14 protein-coding genes and 1 pseudogene are annotated in these 16,841 nt (G+C 65.7%); 9 read left to right on the top strand and 6 right to left on the bottom strand.

The features are described from left to right. Window positions 1-113: 113 nt before the first annotated feature. Together QW881_RS28280 and QW881_RS28275 are read right to left on the bottom strand one after the other, a co-directional pair. Window positions 114-877, bottom strand: a pseudogene (locus QW881_RS28280) (IS5 family transposase). A 59-nt stretch (window positions 878-936) separates the two neighbouring features. Then, on the bottom strand, window positions 937-1,155 hold the full coding sequence (locus tag QW881_RS28275; RefSeq protein WP_315758388.1) for a helix-turn-helix transcriptional regulator: 219 nt from the start codon (window positions 1,153-1,155) through the stop codon (window positions 937-939). Window positions 1,156-1,426: 271 nt separating this feature from the next. On the opposite strand from QW881_RS28275, the gene murJ reads away from it, so the two are divergent. The 4 genes from murJ (at window position 1,427) to QW881_RS28255 (ending at window position 7,085) form a co-directional block, all read left to right on the top strand. Then, window positions 1,427-2,956, top strand: coding sequence for a murein biosynthesis integral membrane protein MurJ (gene murJ, locus QW881_RS28270; protein WP_315758387.1), 1,530 nt, complete (start codon window positions 1,427-1,429; stop codon window positions 2,954-2,956). A 152-nt stretch (window positions 2,957-3,108) separates the two neighbouring features. Further along, the gene (locus QW881_RS28265) at window positions 3,109-5,418 is read left to right on the top strand and encodes a xanthine dehydrogenase family protein molybdopterin-binding subunit (RefSeq protein WP_315758386.1); all 2,310 of its coding nucleotides are present in this window, start codon (window positions 3,109-3,111) and stop codon (window positions 5,416-5,418) included. A gap of 129 nt (window positions 5,419-5,547) precedes the next feature. After that, window positions 5,548-5,997, top strand: a complete 450-nt coding sequence (locus QW881_RS28260) for a cytochrome c (RefSeq protein ID WP_315758385.1) — start codon at window positions 5,548-5,550, stop codon at window positions 5,995-5,997. Between the two features lie 167 nt (window positions 5,998-6,164). Next, window positions 6,165-7,085: a cytochrome c gene (locus QW881_RS28255; RefSeq protein WP_315758384.1), complete on the top strand. Its 921-nt coding sequence runs from the start codon at window positions 6,165-6,167 to the stop codon at window positions 7,083-7,085. Window positions 7,086-7,111: 26 nt separating this feature from the next. On the opposite strand, the gene QW881_RS28250 is transcribed toward QW881_RS28255, so the two are convergent. After that, a complete protein-coding gene (locus tag QW881_RS28250) occupies window positions 7,112-8,272 on the bottom strand; it encodes an ABC transporter substrate-binding protein (protein WP_315758383.1) in 1,161 nt (386 codons plus the stop codon). 237 nt (window positions 8,273-8,509) lie between these two features. On the opposite strand from QW881_RS28250, the gene QW881_RS28245 reads away from it, so the two are divergent. Beyond that, complete coding sequence (locus tag QW881_RS28245; RefSeq protein ID WP_315758382.1) at window positions 8,510-11,032, top strand: EAL domain-containing protein; 2,523 nt, start codon at window positions 8,510-8,512, stop codon at window positions 11,030-11,032. Here the strand turns inward: QW881_RS28245 and QW881_RS28240 are convergent. Both QW881_RS28240 and QW881_RS28235 read right to left on the bottom strand, forming a co-directional pair. Then, window positions 10,986-12,050, bottom strand: coding sequence for a helix-turn-helix domain-containing protein (locus QW881_RS28240; RefSeq protein ID WP_315758426.1), 1,065 nt, complete (start codon window positions 12,048-12,050; stop codon window positions 10,986-10,988). The two genes, QW881_RS28245 and QW881_RS28240, sit on opposite strands and share 47 nt — an antisense overlap. A gap of 372 nt (window positions 12,051-12,422) precedes the next feature. Continuing rightward, window positions 12,423-12,668 (bottom strand): Lrp/AsnC ligand binding domain-containing protein, encoded by a 246-nt coding sequence (locus QW881_RS28235; RefSeq protein WP_315712762.1) that lies wholly within the window; start codon window positions 12,666-12,668, stop codon window positions 12,423-12,425. Between the two features lie 121 nt (window positions 12,669-12,789). Here QW881_RS28235 and thiD point away from each other — a divergent pair, with 121 nt between their 5' ends. Further along, on the top strand, window positions 12,790-13,590 hold the full coding sequence (gene thiD / locus QW881_RS28230) for a bifunctional hydroxymethylpyrimidine kinase/phosphomethylpyrimidine kinase (protein WP_315758381.1): 801 nt from the start codon (window positions 12,790-12,792) through the stop codon (window positions 13,588-13,590). A 6-nt stretch (window positions 13,591-13,596) separates the two neighbouring features. Here the strand turns inward: thiD and QW881_RS28225 are convergent, their stop codons facing one another. Beyond that, window positions 13,597-14,670 (bottom strand): AraC family transcriptional regulator, encoded by a 1,074-nt coding sequence (locus QW881_RS28225; protein ID WP_315758380.1) that lies wholly within the window; start codon window positions 14,668-14,670, stop codon window positions 13,597-13,599. A 140-nt stretch (window positions 14,671-14,810) separates the two neighbouring features. Between QW881_RS28225 and QW881_RS28220 the strand changes: the two genes are divergently transcribed. The 3 genes from QW881_RS28220 to QW881_RS28210 are packed head-to-tail and all read left to right on the top strand — an operon-like array spanning window position 14,811 to window position 16,835. Further along, window positions 14,811-15,635, top strand: coding sequence for an alpha/beta hydrolase (locus QW881_RS28220; RefSeq protein WP_315758379.1), 825 nt, complete (start codon window positions 14,811-14,813; stop codon window positions 15,633-15,635). 15 nt (window positions 15,636-15,650) lie between these two features. Further along, window positions 15,651-16,163, top strand: a complete 513-nt coding sequence (locus QW881_RS28215) for a hypothetical protein (RefSeq protein ID WP_315758378.1) — start codon at window positions 15,651-15,653, stop codon at window positions 16,161-16,163. Window positions 16,164-16,190: 27 nt separating this feature from the next. After that, window positions 16,191-16,835, top strand: a complete 645-nt coding sequence (locus tag QW881_RS28210) for a hydrolase (RefSeq protein WP_316159115.1) — start codon at window positions 16,191-16,193, stop codon at window positions 16,833-16,835. Window positions 16,836-16,841: the final 6 nt, after the last annotated feature.

Here is a 16,841-nt window from a genome sequence, read left to right as displayed (position 1 = left end):
TGCATGGGCAACGTCCATATACTCTCGCCAGACGATCTGGACGAACATGCAATGTCGTTGGAAGTTTTGCGCTGGGCGCGGCGGATTACGCTGCGCTAATCCCGCCCTACGGGCTAGGGCGTGGACTCATAAACTCTTGTCCAGAGGCGTGCTGAGGCAAGAGCTACCGCGGCGAGGAAGTTGCGCGCGAGCTTATCGAAGCGGGTAGCGATGCGCCTGAAATGCTTAAGCTTGCAGAAGAACCGCTCAACGAGATTGCGCTGGCCATAGATGCGTCGGCTGACGGAACGTTGGACTACTCGCTGGCTGGTGGAAGGAATATAAGCCCTAGCTCCGCCAGCTCTGATCATGTGCAGGAGGGCGTCGGCGTCGTAACCGCGGTCGGCCACGACATCACGACATTTTAGCCCTTGGAGCAGAAATGGCGCGGCACGCAGATCGTGGGCCTGCCCCGAGGTTAGCGTCAGCCGGACCAGCAATCCGTTCTCGTCGACGACTGCATTGATCTTGGTGCTCAGTCCTCCACGAGAGCGGCCAATGGCGTGATCCTTGCCCCCTTTTTACCCCCAGCGGCGTGCTGATGGGCGCGGACGATGGAACTGTCGATCAGCGCCATCGACTGCGGCGAGCGAGCTGCCAGCACCTCGAAAATCTGGACCCAAACGCCTGCCTTGGCCTAGCGGCTAAAGCGGTTATAGACCGTCGTGTAAGGACCATAGCGTTCCGGAAGATCTCGCCAGGGCGAGCCTGTCCGCAGCACATAGAAGATGCCGTTGAGAACCCGCCGGTCGTCGACCCGACCGCCACCGCATGGCTTATTCGGCAGCAAGGGCTTGATCAAAGACCATTCTCGATCGCTCAGGTCAAACCGCGCCATGTCCAAGGGGAGTGAATCACCGTTCGCCAGCTAACGGAATCCATTTATGAGTACATGACCTAGATCAAATCATCGACTGTGATCCGCAGCGCCTTGGCGATCTTCTTCAATGTTGCGGCAGTGCCGGGCTTCTGGCCGCTCTCGATCTCGCGGAGCGTGCGCCGGGCCATCAGGCTGTCGCGGAGGTCTTCGAGCTCCTCGATCATCCGGTCGTAGTCGGCCTCCGGCACGATCACGATGCCGTCGCCGTTGGGGGCTTTGGTTCTGACGTGGGGCATGGTGCTCTCTCAGCCGGCACCGAGGACGTTGGCCGTGTCGTTCATCTCTGTGAATACCACTCGGAACGGCTGGAGGGGATAGGGTGAGGGCTGCTTCGCAGACCGCGCCCGTCGAGAGTCCCCCTCACCCCGATGTCATCTTCGATGCCATCCGACCTCTCCCCGCAAGCAGGGCGAGGTGACAGCGAGCCTGTCGCCACATTTTAGCCCCAAGCAGGCATCGCCCGCGTTCTCCGCTTCAAACCCGCCCCCCAATGCTCTAGAAGCCCCCATGCTCGGACGTATCTTCACTGTCGGCGGCTATACGCTGCTGTCTCGGCTCACCGGCTTTGCCCGCGACATCATGCTGGCGGCGATTCTTGGCGCTGGGCCGGTGGCGGATGCGTTTTTCATTGCGTTTCGGCTGCCCAACCACTTCCGGGCGATCTTTGCCGAGGGCGCGTTCAACGCCGCCTTTGTGCCGGCCTATGCGCATGTCCATGGCGAGAAGGGGCCGGCCTCGGCGAGCCTGTTTGCCGACCGGATCTTCACGCTGCTGCTGGCCTCGCAGATCGTGCTCTTGATCCTCGCCTGGGTGTTCATGCCGCAGGCGATGATGATCCTGGCGCCCGGCTTCACCGACGATCCGGCGCAGCGGGACCTGGCGATCACGCTGACACGGATCACCTTTCCCTATCTGCTGCTGATCACGCTGGTGACGCTGTATGGCGGCATGCTCAACGTGATGCAGCGCTTCGCCAGCGCTGCGGCGGCGTCGATCTTCCTCAATCTCGCGATGATGGCGACCCTGGCGCTGGCGGCGTTCTTTCCCGGCGTCGGTCATGCCGCCGCCTGGGGCGTGCTGATCTCTGGCTTCCTGCAATACTTCCTGCTCGCCGGCGATCTCGCCCGCCATGGCGGGCTGCCGCGCTTCGCGCCGCTCAAGCTCGACGACGACATCCGCGCCTTCTTCAAGGCGCTGGGGCCCGCCACGCTCGGCTCGATGGGCACGCAGGTCGCGATGTTCGCCGACACGATCATCGCGACGTTCCTGCCGGCAGGCGCGATCTCGGCGCTGTATTACGCCGATCGTCTCAACCAGCTGCCGATCGGCGTCATCGGCATCGCCATCGGCACGGTGCTGCTGCCGGAGATGTCGCGGCGGCTGACGGCGAATGACCAAGAGGGCGCCATGGAGCAGCAGCGCCGCGCCTTCGAGTTCACGCTGCTGTTCTCGGTGCCGTTCGTCGCCGCGTTCCTTGCCGTGCCCGACGTCATCACGCGCGCGATGTTCGCCCGCGGCGCCTTCACCAAGGGCGATGCCGCGGCGGCGGGGGCGACGCTCGCGGCCTATGCCGTGGGGCTCATTCCGTTCGTGATGATTCGCAGCGCGGTCTCGACCTTCTATGCGCGCAAGGACACCGCCACACCGGTGAAGGCTTCGCTCACAGGGCTGACCGCCAACGTCGTGCTCAAGGTGCTGCTGATGGGCTCGCTCGCCCAGGTCGGCCTCGCGCTGGCGACGGCCGTCGGCGCCTGGATCAACCTGCTGCTCGTGCTCGGCTTCGCCGTGCACAAGGGCTATCTGCGGTTCGATCGGCGGCTCACCATGTCGCTGCTGAAATTTGCCGGAACTGGCGCGGTGCTCGCGGCAACGTTGTGGGCGACGGCCTTGGTGGCATCGACCCATCTCGCATCGCTCGGCCGCATGCAGGATGAAGCCGTTCTCGGTCTGCTGATCATCGTCGGCGCCGTCATTTATGCGGGCGCCATTCTCGTTCTGTTCGGCCCGCGCTGGCTCAAGGCCCTCGTGCGGCGCTGAGGTTTGCGCTGCAGCATCGAGCTGCTGGCATGCCTGCCGAGAGTTGACCGCGCGTGGGTCCGGGGGTGGCCATATGGCGTTTGCGCGAGTCTTCGTTCCGCTGCAATATGCCGTCCAATAGTTGCGACAATGCAAGCGGGAAGTGAAACCAGATGGCAGCTCCTATCAAGTTCGGCGTCGGACAAGGCGTTCTCCGGAAAGAGGATGACGCGCTGATTCGCGGCAAGGGCCGCTACACCGACGATCTCGCGCCATCGGCCGCCCTGCATGCCCTGGTGCTGCGCTCGCCGCAGGCGCATGCCAAGTTCACCATCGACGTCACCCAGGCGCGGCTGTTGCCGGGCGTGGCGCTGATCCTGACCGCCGACGACACGGCGGAGCTCGGCGGTTTGCCCTGCCTGTTCAACCTCGAGACCGATCCGTTCACCGCGCCGCCTTATCCGATCCTTGCCAAGGACGAGGTGCGCCATGTCGGCGATGCCATCGCCTTCGTCGTTGCCGACACGCTCGATCACGCGCGCGACGCGCTGGAGGCGATCAAGGTCGAATGGACGACCTTGCCGGCAGTCACCGGCGTCGTGAATGCGATCAAGCCGGATGCGCCGCAGGTGTGGGCCGAGCACAAGGGCAACGTGCTGTTCGACGTTGCGATCGGCGACAAGGCCGCGGTCGAGGCCGCCTTTGCGAAAGCGCATGCGGTCGCCGAGATCCGCATCGTCAATCCGCGCGTGGTGGCGAGCTTCATGGAGACGCGCGCCGCGGTCTGCGAATACGACACCAAGCGCGACCATCTGACGCTGACGGCGGGCAGCCAGGGCAGCCACCGCCTGCGCGACATCCTCTGCCAGAACGTGCTGAAGATCCCGACCGAGAAGATGCGGGTGATCTGCCCCGACGTCGGCGGCGGCTTCGGCACCAAGCTGTTTCCCTACCGGGAATACGCGCTGCTCGCGGTCGCCGCGCAGCGGCTGCGCAAGTCGGTGCGCTGGGCCGCCGATCGCTCGGAGCATTTCATGGGCGACGCGCAGGGCCGCGACAACGTCACCACCGCGAAGATGGCGCTCGCCGAGGACGGCAAGTTCCTCGCGATGGACGTCGACCTGATGGGCGACATGGGCGCCTATCTCTCGACCTTCGCGCCGTACATTCCGCATGGCGGCGCCGGCATGCTGCCGGGGCTCTACGACATCCAGGCCTTCCACTGCCGGGTGCGCACGATCTTCACCCATACCGTGCCGGTCGACGCCTATCGCGGCGCGGGCCGCCCCGAGGCGGCTTATGTCATCGAGCGCCTGGTCGATGCCTGCGCACGCAAGCTCGACATGAGCGTCGATGCGATCAGGCGCAAGAACTTCATTCCGCCGCGCGCGCTGCCCTACAAGACCGCGACCGGCAAGGTCTACGATTCCGGCGACTTCAACGCGCATCTCAAGCGCGCGATGGAGATCGCGCAGTGGAAGGAGTTTCCGAAGCGCGCCAAGGCCGCCAAGAAGCACGGGCTGATCCGCGGCATCGGGCTCGCGAGCTATGTCGAGGTCTGCGGCACCATGGGCGAGGAGACCGCCAATGTGCGGCTCGATCCCAATGGTGACGTCACCATCCTGATCGGCACGCAGTCGAGCGGGCAGGGCCACCAGACCGCCTATGCCCAGATCGTCGCCGAGCAGTTCGGCCTGCCGCCGGAGCGCGTCCACATCCACCAGGGCGACACGGCCGAAATCGCGACCGGCCTCGGCACCGGCGGCTCGGCCTCGATCCCGTCGGGCGGCGTCAGCGTGCAGCGCGCCACCCATGAGCTCGGCGACAAGCTCAAGCAGATCGCCGCCGAAGCGCTCGAGGCCGGCCTCGGCGATCTCGAGATCGCCGACGGCGTGATCCGCGTCGCCGGCACCGACCGTGCGATCTCCTTCGCCGATCTCGCCAAGCGTCCGGGCACAGATCCCGCCAAGCTCAACGGCAGCGCCACCTTCGCCAGCGCCGACGGCACCTATCCGAACGGCACGCATGTGGCCGAGGTCGAGATCGATCCGGCGACCGGGATCATCAAAATCGTCAACTACGTCATCGTCGACGATTTCGGCGTGACGCTGAATCCGCTGCTGCTGGCCGGCCAGGTGCATGGCGGTGCGGTGCAGGGCATCGGTCAGGCGCTGATGGAGCAGGTGGTCTACAGCAACTCCGACGCTCAGCTCGTCACCGGCAGCTTCATGGACTACGCGCTGCCGCGCGCCGCCGACGCGCCGTCCTTTACCTTCGAGACCCACAACGTGCCCTGCAAGACCAATCCGATGGGTGTCAAGGGCGCGGGCGAGGCGGGCGCGATCGGCTCCTGCCCGGCTGTGGTCAATGCGATCGTCGAAGCGCTCTGGCGCGAGTACAAGATCGATCACATCGACATGCCGGCGACCCCGGAGCGCGTCTGGATTGCGATCCGGGAGCAGCATCGCCGTCATAGTCTCTGAGTACTCTCCCTCCGGATCTCCTCCGATATCCGCCTCAATTCCGGAATAATCCGCCGGTTGAGGGGTTGACCAACCGAGCGACCCGTCCAGGTGGGCTGGACGGGATTGTGACAACAAAGGAGCGAATTGATGAAGCGGACTGTCGTGGCTGTCGCAGCTTTGCTGCTAGGGGCCGGCGCCGTGATGGCACAGCAGGATCTGGTCAAGCATAGCCAGGACACGATGAAGGCCAACGCCAAGAACCTCGGCGGTGTTCTCATCGCCATGGTGAAGGGCGAGAAGCCGTACGACCAGGCCGCGGTCAATGCCGCTCTGGCGCAGCTCGACGAGACGGCCAAGAAGCTGCCGACGATGTATCCCGCCAGTGTGAAGGGCGCGAAGTTCGAGGGTGACTACAGCCCGTCGCCGAAGATCTGGGAAGACCAGGCCGGTTTCAAGACCAAGATCGACAGCTTCGCCAAGGTGGTCACCGAGGCCAAGGCCAAGATCAAGGATCTCGACAGCCTGAAGGCGACCGCGCCGGCGATCGGCAAGGAGTGCGGCGGTTGCCACGAGACCTTCCGGCTCAAGGCCAGCTGACCTGATGTGATCTCATGCGAGGGGCGAACGCGTGCTGCGCGTTCGCCCCGTTTGTTTGTGCGCCTGTTTTGTTTGTACGCCCGTGCGTCCTGTCGTATCGATCGCCGCCGACGCCTTGGAGCTTGCGGCGAAAACCATGACATCCTCCCCGCCGTGACGGAGCGACCATGTTGCGACGCCTTCTGCTTGCTGTCTGTGTGCTCGGTGCCGCGGGCCTTGTGGTATTCTGGTGGCTGACGAGCCCGTCGACCGTGGTGCTCGCGGCGGCGACACGGGCGCCTGATCTCGCCAATGGCCAGGAGATGTTCAACATTGGCGGCTGCGCGTCATGCCATGCCGTCCCGAACCAGCCGGATCGACTGAAGCTCGGCGGCGGGCTGCCGCTGACCTCGCCGTTTGGCACGTTCTACGCGCCCAACATCTCGCCCGATCCCACTGACGGCATTGGGCGCTGGAGCGAGGCCGAGTTCGTCAATGCGGTGGTGAGGGGTGTGTCGCCGGGCGGCAGCCACTACTACCCGGCGTTTCCCTATGCCTCCTACGCGGCCGCGAAGATCGACGACGTCCGCGATCTCTTCGCCTACATGAAGACGCTGCCGCCGGTCGCCGGGGCCTCGCGCGCGCACGACATGCCATTCCCGTTCAACATCCGCCGCACCGTCGGGGTCTGGAAGCTCTTGTTCTTCGGCGACAAGCCCTTTGCCGCCAACGCCTCGCGCCCGGCGGAGTGGAATCGCGGCGCCTATCTGGTCAATACCTTCGGCCATTGCGCCGAATGCCACAGCCCGCGCAATGCGCTCGGCGGCATCGTCTCGGCGCAGCGTCTGGCGGGTGGGCCTGATCCGGAAGGTCAGGGCTTCGTGCCGAACATCACCCAGAAGGGTCTGTCGGACTGGAGCGAGAGCGACATCAGCTATTTCCTCGAGACCGGACAACTGCCCGACGGCGACAGCGCCGGCGGCTCGATGGCGCGGGTGATCCGCAACACCTCGCAGCTCACGCCCGAGGATCGCAAGGCGATGGCGGTGTATCTGAAATCGCTGCCGCCGGTCGAAGGCCCGCCGAAGCCGAAGAAGCCCGCGGGCTGATCAGTTCGGCCGGCGCGCAACGCGGATCAGATCGGCTTGAAGCTGCCGTCGCTCTGGATCACCGTCAGCGACACCGGCGGTGGATTCTCCTTGCGCGCGTTGCCGAAGCTGACCACCAGCCCGCCGATGTCGAACTGGCCGACCTCGTTGATGATGCGCAGCAGCTCGGCGCGGGTCGGGTTAGGCCCGGTCATCGCCAGGGCGCGGGCCACCAGGCGGCCGGTGATGTAGCCCTCGAGGCCGATGAAATCCGGCGTCTGGCTCGGATCGAGCGTCTTCATCGCGGCCTGATAGTCGGCGACGATGCGGAGGTCGGTGTCCCACGGAAACGGCACCACCTCGGAGACGATGACGCCGCGGCCTTCCGGGCCGAGCTCCTTGGCGAGCGCGTTGCCGCCGACGAAGGAGACCGCCGTGAAGGTCGGGTTGAAGCCGCTGCGATGCGCCATCTTGATGAACTCGGCGCACGGGCCGTAGGTGCCGACCAGGATCACCGCTTCCGGCTCCGCGCGCCGGATGACCTTGAGCGCCGCGCCGACCGCGCGCGTGTTGCGCTCGAACGTGCCTTCGGCCGCGAGCTCGAGGCCGCGGCGATCGAGATGTGTCTTCACGCCGGCCAGCACGTCGCGGCCGAACGCGTCATCCTGATAGAAGATCGCGATCCGGGTCAGGTGAAGCTCTTCGGTGAGGTACTTGATCGAGGCTTCCGCCTCGGCCGCGTAGCTCGCGCGGATGTTCACGATGTTCTGGAATTCGGGCGCCCGCAGGAATTCGGCGCCCGAGATCGGCCCGATGAAGGGGACGTCGTTCGACGCCGCGATCGGAGCGGTGGCCATCGCGGTCGGCGTGCCGACGGCGCCGATCAGCGCGAACACCTTATCCTCGTAGATCAGCTTGATGGTCTCGACCACCGAACGATCGGGATCGTAGCCGTCGTTGCGGCTCGCCAGCTTGAGCCTGCGTCCGTAGACGCCGCCCTTGGCGTTGAGCTCGTTGAAGGCCGCCAGCAGTCCCTGGCGCGCCGCCTGGCCCAGCGCGGCCGACGGGCCTTCCAGCGCCGCCACCTGGCCGAACATGATGGAGTCGTTGGTGACGCCGAGCTCGTCGGCGCGCGCAGGCCCGGGCGGGAGCCCGCCGGCGATCAGGATGAGAGCGATGGAGATCCGAAGGCTTGAAAACCAGTTCATTGCGATCTTCGATGCACGGGTACGCTGGATGACAACTCAGTCTAGGCGTGTTGAATGAAGACCTCGCTAAGGACGTAGCCCGCGCTTGATCGCGTTTTGGGCGGCCCTCAACAGTCAGCCGTTAACCAAGCCCCGGTTTCTGGTACTCCACAACGGATCATCTTTGACCGTCCTTAACTTACCGCGGCCAGCATCGGCCGCATCGTGGTGAGGGGCAGCCGTTTGGCGGGGGCCATATTGCAGGTTGAAGAGTACAGCGCACCGACGCTGCCGGAAAAGGATGATGCTCGCAGCGGTAGCGGGCGGGAGAGGCTGCGCGCGTCGTTATCGCGATACCGCCTTTATCGCCCTGCGATCATCGCGGCATGCGTCGGCGTCGTGCTGTCGGTCGTCGGGACGGTTGCCGTGGGACGCTGGGAAAACCGGCTGGCGCGCACCGATTTCGAAGGTGTGGCCGAAGCCCAGGCGATCCTGGTCCAGAACGGCGTCAACGAATATGTCAGCCGGCTGACCGCGCTGCGCACCCGCTTCGAATCCGCCAACGACGACATTACCCGCAGCGAGTACCAGACCTTCAGCGCGCGCCTGTTCGAGGCGCATCGCGGCATGCTCCGCCTGGCGTGGCTGCCGCGGATCAAGCGCAAGGAGCGCGGCGAATACGAGGCGGCGGCGATTACCGATGGCGTTCCCGCCTTTCGCATCAAGTCCTATCCCGACGGCACGGTGGCGCCGGAGAGCGACGAATACTATCCGGTCTACTTCTCCACCGAGGCGAAGACCTCGCCGGTCTACGGCCTCGATTATTGGAGCATTCCCGACCATCGCGCCGTGCTGGAGCAGTCGCGCGACTACGACGTGATCGGCGCGTTGCGCACGCGTCAGAACCTGATCAATCAGAACGAGCGCAACAACGCCGTGATGATCGGCATCCCCGTCTACGCCAAGGGGACGTCGCGCACGACGGTCGCCGACCGCCGGCGCAATCTCAGCGGCTTCATCATCGGCGTGTTCGACCTGCCGACGCTGCTGCAGTCGGTGCGCGCGAACAATCCCAACAGCCCGGCGCTCGCGATCAACCTTCTACCGCCCGAACGCGTGATCAACGCCTCCGGGGTGGACCCGCAGCGCTGGCCCGCGGACCCCAGCATCTGGTCGACGACCTTGCGCATCGGCGATGCCGACTGGGTGTTCCAGGCGGCGCCCGCCGGCGGCAGCCTGATGGCGAGCCACAACCGCGCACTGGCGCTGTATGCGGCCGGCGTGGCGACGACGATCTTCCTCGCCGTGTATCTCGCGCTATCGAGCCGCAACGCCCTGCAGCTCGCGCTCGCCAATCGCCGCGTGCTCGAGCTGGCGCAGACCGACGCGCTGACGGGCCTCGCGAACCGCGCCTTCTTCCTCGAGGAGATGGAGCGCATCAACGACGAGAAGAACGGCCGCTTCACCGTTTTCCTGCTCGACCTCGACCGCTTCAAGAACGTCAACGATTCACTCGGTCATGGCGCCGGCGACGAGCTGCTGGTGCAGGTCGCGCAGCGGCTGAGATCGCAACTGCGCGACGAGGACGTGCTGGCCCGGCTCGGCGGCGACGAGTTCGCCCTGATCCAGGCCGGCTTCACCGACCAGCGCGCCGCCGCGATCGAGCTTGCTCAGCGCATCACCAAGCTGATCGCCGAGCCGTTCCAGCTCGCCGGGCAACGGGTCGAGATCGGCACCAGCATCGGCATCTCGCTCGCGCCCCAGCACGGCCGCGACCAGGAGCACCTGCTCAAGAAGGCCGACCTCGCGCTCTACCGCTCGAAATCCGCCGGCCGCAGCTGCTACACGCTCTATGACGATGCGATGTCGGCCGAGCTCGAGGCGCGCAACACGCTCGAGGGCGATCTGCGCGACGCCATCGCGCAGTGCCAGTTCGAGGTGCACTATCAGCCGTTCTACGACGCCGAGACGCGCGAGCGGCGCGGCGTCGAGGCGCTGGTGCGCTGGCGTCATCCGGTCAAGGGGCTGGTGCCGCCGGACAAGTTCATCCCGCTTGCGGAGTCGACCGGCCTGATCGTGCCGCTCGGCGAATGGATCATCGGGCGCGCCTGCGACGACGCCACCGCATGGCCGGACGACGTCAAGATCGCCGTCAATCTGTCGCCCGTCCAGTTCAAGCAGGCGGAACTGTTCGACGTCATCCAGTCGGCGCTCGCGAGGTCCGGCCTCGATCCGAAGCGTCTCGAGATCGAGATCACGGAGTCGGTGCTGCTGGAGCGCGCGGCCGAGAACGAGAGCTTCATCGACAGGCTGAAGGGCCTCGGCATCTCGCTGGCACTCGACGATTTCGGCACCGGCTATTCGTCGCTGCGTTCGCTGACGGCGTTCCCGTTCAACAAGATCAAGATCGACAAGTCCTTCGTCGCCAATCTGAGCGTGCGCGACGAAAGTGCCGCCGTCATCTCCTCGGTCGTGACGCTGGCGCGGGGGCTTGGCATCCAGATCACCGCCGAAGGCGTCGAGACCGAAGAGCAGCTGGTGCAACTGCGCTCGCTCGGCGTCAACTTCGCGCAAGGTTATCTGCTGGGCCGGCCGATGCCGGTCGAGCAGCTCGAGCAGCATCTGGAGATCGCGCGCGCTGCGTCCGAGGCCGACGAGCCGCAGCCGGCCGAAGACGCATCCGAGGACGACGCAGCCGAGGACGACGATCCGCACTCGGCGGCCGTCGTCGCGCTCATTCCCCGGTCCGGGGCGCTGCTATCCCTCGCATCCAACGGCTGAGCGGCGAGGCGGTTTCGGCGTCCGCGTCGACCGACAGGCGTGGCGAGCCCAGCATGGCGGCCTCGCGCGCGGCGCTCGGCGTGATGCCGTAGGCGGACTTGAACAGCCGCGTGAAATGCGCATCGGTCCCGAGCTGCCAGCGCCGCGCGACCTCGCTGATGCGCAACGCCCGCGATCCGGTTCCCGCGAGATCGAAGAACGCACGGTGCAGTCGGCGGCGGCGGATGTAGTCGGCGATGCCGCCGATCGGCGCGAACAGGCGGTAGAGCGAAGCGCGCGACAGACCGAAATGCAGCGCCACCGCGTCTGCGCTGAGTTCTGGGCTCGACAGTTGCGATTCGATGTATTTGCGGATGCGGAGCAGCGACACATCTGCGGTCACGCTGCGGTCGGCATCGCGGCGTTCGAGCTCGCCGCGCAGGCACGCCGAGATCAGCGCGATCGTGCCCTCGACCGCGGCCTGGCACTCGTCGAAACTCATGCGCGGCGCACAGTCGAGCAGTGCGCCGAAATGCCGCGCCAACAGCGGCGCCAGCGCGCCGCTGCACGGCAGCACCAGGCCGTGCAGGTCGTCGACCTGCAGCAGGCGCGCATCGAACATCGGACGCGGCACCACCAACGTGACGTTCTCGAACGGCGTCGCGCGCGTTTCGAGTGTCTGGGCGAGATCGAGCACGCAGAGGTCGCCGGCCTCGACCCGGATCGGCGAGGCGCCCGCGACGCCCTCATAGCTGCCGTTCACGTAGAGCTGCAGGATGATGTGATCCACGCCGCTGCGGGCGACGGTCTCGGCCGATCGCCGGAACCGCTGGCCGCTCGCACGGGCCGATCCGAGCAGGACGGAGCCGAGCGCGTAGGACAAGACGTCCGCCCGGAACGGAGCGGCCTCGCCGGCCGCGAGCTCGTCGACCTCGAAGAACGTCGACGTGGCCTCACGCCACGCGGCAATGTTGGTCTCGGTGTCCATCTGCTCGGCGCAAAAGCCGTAGCTCGGCAGCAGGGACGAAACGGCTTTGATCTCACTCTTCACGCGGCGCCGCAGTCATTCTTGAGTTTTCGTCTCAACTTCTTGATCGACCGTATCGGATCGGTCGCCCGCCTTGACCCGATGCTCCGCGCACCGGTTATAGACGCCTATCGCCAAGTTGCCCGAAAGGAAAGCCGGGCCGTTCGACGGTCCCCCCATGACCCCTCGCGATCGAAAGGTCCGGCTTTTCAGCCTGCTGACACGCACTGGCGGACACGGCCCTCGGGCCGCCCACCGTCTTTCATGACGAAACCATGCTTGACCCATTTTCAGGACCTCGGCGCCCGTCGGTCACGACGGGCGCCTTTGTCGTGAGGCAGGTGGCCGACGGGCAGGCCGTCCCGGGCTTGGACGAGCTCGTCGCTAGGTGGCGCCGAAGGCCTTGAACGTGATGATGGTGTGGGTGTCCTGAATGCCGGGCAGGATTTGGACCTTCTCATTCACGAAGTGGCCGATGTCGGTGGCATTGTCGACGTAGAACTTCACCAGCAGGTCATAATTTCCCGCCGTCGAGTAGATCTCGGAGGCGATCTCGGCTTCCGCCAGCGCATTGGCGACCGTGTAGGACTGGCCAAGCTTGCACTTGATCTGGACGAAGAAGGGAACCATTGCGGGCTGTCTCCGGAAGGCATCTTTCGCCTCAATATAGCGTTTTCCGGCGAAGTCGATACGCTTTCTCCGGTGGCCGGGCCTGCTTGCCGGGCGCGGCCGGCCCGCGCTAGGAAGGGGCATGAGCACCCCCGTCGCACTCACCATCGCCGGTTCGGATTCCTCCGGGGGAGCCGGCATCCAGGCCGACCTGAAGACCTTTGCGGCGCTGGCCGTCTATGGCGCGTCGGTGCTGACGGCGCTGACCGCCCAGAACACCAAGGGCGTGACCGGGGTGCACCTGGTGCCCCCCGATTTCGTTACCGCGCAGATCGATGCGGTGTTCGATGACCTCGCCGTCGGCGCGGTCAAGATCGGCATGGTGGCGCAGGCGCCGATTGCCGACGCCATTGCCGCAAGCCTTGCGCGCTGGACGCCGTCACACGTGGTGCTCGATCCGGTGATGGTGGCGACGTCGGGCGCCCGGCTGTTGCCGGAGGATGCGATCGACGCGCTGCGCCGCGGGCTGATCCCGCGGGCGTCGCTGATCACGCCGAACCTGCCCGAGGCGGCCGCGCTGCTGGACGAGCCGGTCGCGACCTCGGACGAGACGATCGCGGCGCAAGGCCGCCGGCTGCTCGCGCTTGGCTGTCCGGCCGTGCTGATCAAGGGCGGCCACGGGCAGGGCGCCGACAGCACCGACTATCTGATCACGGCGGACGCCTGCATCGCCTTGGCGTCACCGCGCGTTGCGACGAAGAATACCCACGGCACGGGGTGTTCGCTGTCGTCGGCCGTGGCCGCAGGGCTGGCGAAGGGCGAGAGCCTCGAGGCGGCCGTGCGCAATGCCAAGGCCTTCATCTCCGGTGCCATCGCGGCGGCCGATCGCTTCACCGTCGGGCATGGCCACGGCCCGGTGCATCATCTGTACCGGTTCTACTGATTGAGATCACCCGATGCTGGTTCGAGCCGTGCGCATCAGCCGCGCGGCGGCGATCTCCTGCTGATGTCCCCCCATCACGCGGGCGCGATATTCGCCTGGTGATTCGCCGAACCAGCGATTGGATGCGCGGAAGAAGGTGCTCTGGTCGGCATAGCCGAGCAGATAGCCGATGTCGGTGAGCGTCATGCGGAAATCGGCGAGATGGCGCTGGGCGAGCTCGCGCCTGACATCATCGACGAGATCACTGAAGGAGAGGCCTTCATCGGCGAGCCGGCGCTGGAAGGTGCGATCGCTCAAGCCGAGCTCGGCGGCAATGGCCGAGCGCAACGGGCTGCCGTCGGGCAGCAGCTTGGCAATCGCGGTGCGGGCGCGATGCGCGGTGTCGGTCTTGACCAGGCGCTCCAGCGCCTCGTCGGCGATCCGATCGTGGATTGCCGAAAGCTCGGGCGCCGAGGTCGTCAGCTTGCAGGCGAGATCCTGATCCGACACCAGAAAGCCGTTGAACGGCGCATCGAATTCGAGCGGGGACTGGAAAGCCCTGTTGTAGCACGCAATCGACAGCGGCACAGCGTGCGAGAAGCGGGTGGCGAGCGGCGTCAAGCGACGATCCAGCATCCACCGGCATAGATTGAGCAGATTGACGACGCCGTAGTCATAGCGCTGCCGCGGAATCGGGCATTCACCGCCGAACACGTCGGTCCGCACCCAGCGGCCGCCATTGCCCTGCTCGAGCGTGATGGTGACGGCGTCACTTACCAGGCACATGTAGCGGATCAGGCGCGTCAGCCCGGCGAGAAGCGTGGGGCTCGACATCATGGCGTAGCCGGCGACGCCATAGTTGTCAGGTCGCGGCGCATCGAGCTTGGCGAGCCCGATGTCCGGATTGCCCGAACGCTCCGCCGCCAGCACCCACAACCGGCTCAGTGCCTCGGTCGGCCAGCGGCGATCGCAATCGTCGAGATCGTCGATCGAGAGGCCGACGTCGGCGAACAGCGCGGCCGCATCCAGACCCTGCTCGTTCAGTGTCGTCGCGACGCCGCGCATCCAGGACGACGATGTGGTTCGAATCTGCTGAGCCATCCCTTGGCCTTCTGGAGCCAGTGCTTTGGCCTCCTCGGGTCATTGTGCAGATGCACATGAGATTGCATAGCACCGGGCATTGGCGATCGCGACACGAAATTCGTTGGTGCGACCGCATGGCTGGCGCGCAGGAGAAAATCATGCCCGTTCTGAAAACCAATGACGGCACAGAGATTTACTACAAGGATTGGGGCTCCGGCCAGCCGATCGTGTTCAGCCATGGTTGGCCGCTGTCAGCGGATGATTGGGATGCGCAGATGCTGTTTTTCCTCAATCACGGCTTTCGCGTCGTCGCCCATGACCGCCGCGGCCATGGCCGCTCGGCCCAGGTCGCCGACGGCCACGACATGGACCATTATGCCGACGATCTCGCGGCATTGACCGCGCATCTCGATCTCAAGAGCGCGATCCATGTCGGCCATTCCACGGGCGGTGGTGAGGTGGTGCATTACCTCGCGCGCCATGGCGAGAGCCGCGCGGCCAAGGCTGCCATCATCGCCGCGGTGCCGCCGCTGATGGTGCAGACCGCGGCCAATCCGGGCGGGCTGCCGAAGTCGGTGTTCGACGACTTCCAGACCCAGGTCGCCACGCGCCGCGCGGAATTCTATCGCGACGTCGCCGCTGGGCCGTTCTACGGCTACAACAAGCCCGGCGCCAAGCCGTCCGAGGCCGTGATCCAGAACTGGTGGCGCCAGGGCATGATGGGCAGCGCCAAGGCGCACTACGACGGCGTCGTCGCGTTCTCGCAGACCGACTTCACCGAGGACCTCAAGAAGATCACTTTGCCGGTGCTGGTCATGCACAGCGAGGACGACCAGATCGTGCCTTACGCGGATTCGGCGCCGCTGTCGGCCAGGCTGCTGAAGAACGGCGTGCTGAAGACCTACACGGGCTTTCCGCACGGCATGCCGACCACGGAGGCGGAGACCATCAACGCCGACCTGCTGTCCTTCATCAAGAGCTGATCAGAGGAGGCTTGCATGACCTGGGGAATTCCGACGGCCCTGTTTCTTCAGATCCACGTGGTGCTGAGCCTGATCGGAATCGCGACCGGGCTCGTCATGCTCGCCGGCATGCTGGCAGGCCGCCATCTGGCGGCCTGGGCGGCGCTGTTCCTGGTCACGACCTTCCTCACCGGCGTGACCGGCTTTCCGCTGCCGCCGTTCGGTCTCGACCCGCCGCGCATCATCGGCATCATCCTGCTCGCGCTGTTGATTGCGGCCAGCGCCGCTCTCTATGCGTTCGCGCTGTCGGGATGGTGGCGACGGGTCTACGTCGTCACCGCGCTGCTCTCGCTCTATCTCAACGTCTTCGTCGCGATCGTGCAGTCGTTCCAGAAGATCGGCGTGCTCAATGTCCTGGCGCCGACGCAGAGCGAGCCGCCGTTCGCCGCAGCTCAGCTCGTCACGCTCGCTGTGTTCATTGCTTTCGGTGTCTTCTCGTGGCGGCGTTTCGCGCCCACCACGCTGGCGCCGCGAGCTTCTCTCACCTGATCGATTCGGCCCTCCAAGGAGAACCTCGTGTCCAAGCTCGAAATGCTGACCCCGCAGAACTGCGCCGTGGCGCTGATCGACTATCAGCCCGCGATGTATCAGGGCGTGCAGTCTCATGATCGCCTCGGCGTCTTCAACAACATCCAGATCGTCGCCAAGGCGGCCAAGCTGTTCAAGATCCCGACCGTGCTCACCACGGTCGCCAAGGACTCGTTCTCCGGTCCCTTCATGCCGGAGGTGACCGAGCTGTTTCCGGAGCACGACATCGTCGACCGCACGGCGATGAACTCCTGGCTCGACGCCGGCTTCCGCAAGCAGGTCGCCGCGACCGGCCGCAAGAAGTTCATCATCGCGGGACTCTGGACCGAGGCCTGTGTGCTGTTCCCGACGCTCGACATGCTGCGCGAAGGCTATGAGATCTACATCCCGGCCGATGCCTGCGGCGACCTGTCTCTCGAAGCGCACAACCGGGCGATGGATCGCGCGGTGCAGGCCGGCGCGGTGCCGATCACCTCGTGCCAGTTCGCCTTCGAGCTGCAGCAGGACTGGGCGCGTGCCGAGACCTATGACGGCATGATGGAGGTCCTCAAGGCGCATTCGCCCTACGGCATCCAGATCCGCTTCTCGAAGTGGGCGCTCGGCGAGCACGCCTCGGAAGGCGGCGCAAAGTAGCCCTGG

Origin of the sequence: Bradyrhizobium sp. SZCCHNS3016, assembly GCF_032484535.1 — a bacterium.
Lineage (GTDB): Bacteria > Pseudomonadota > Alphaproteobacteria > Rhizobiales > Xanthobacteraceae > Bradyrhizobium.
This window is presented reverse-complemented; position numbering and strand designations above follow the sequence as displayed.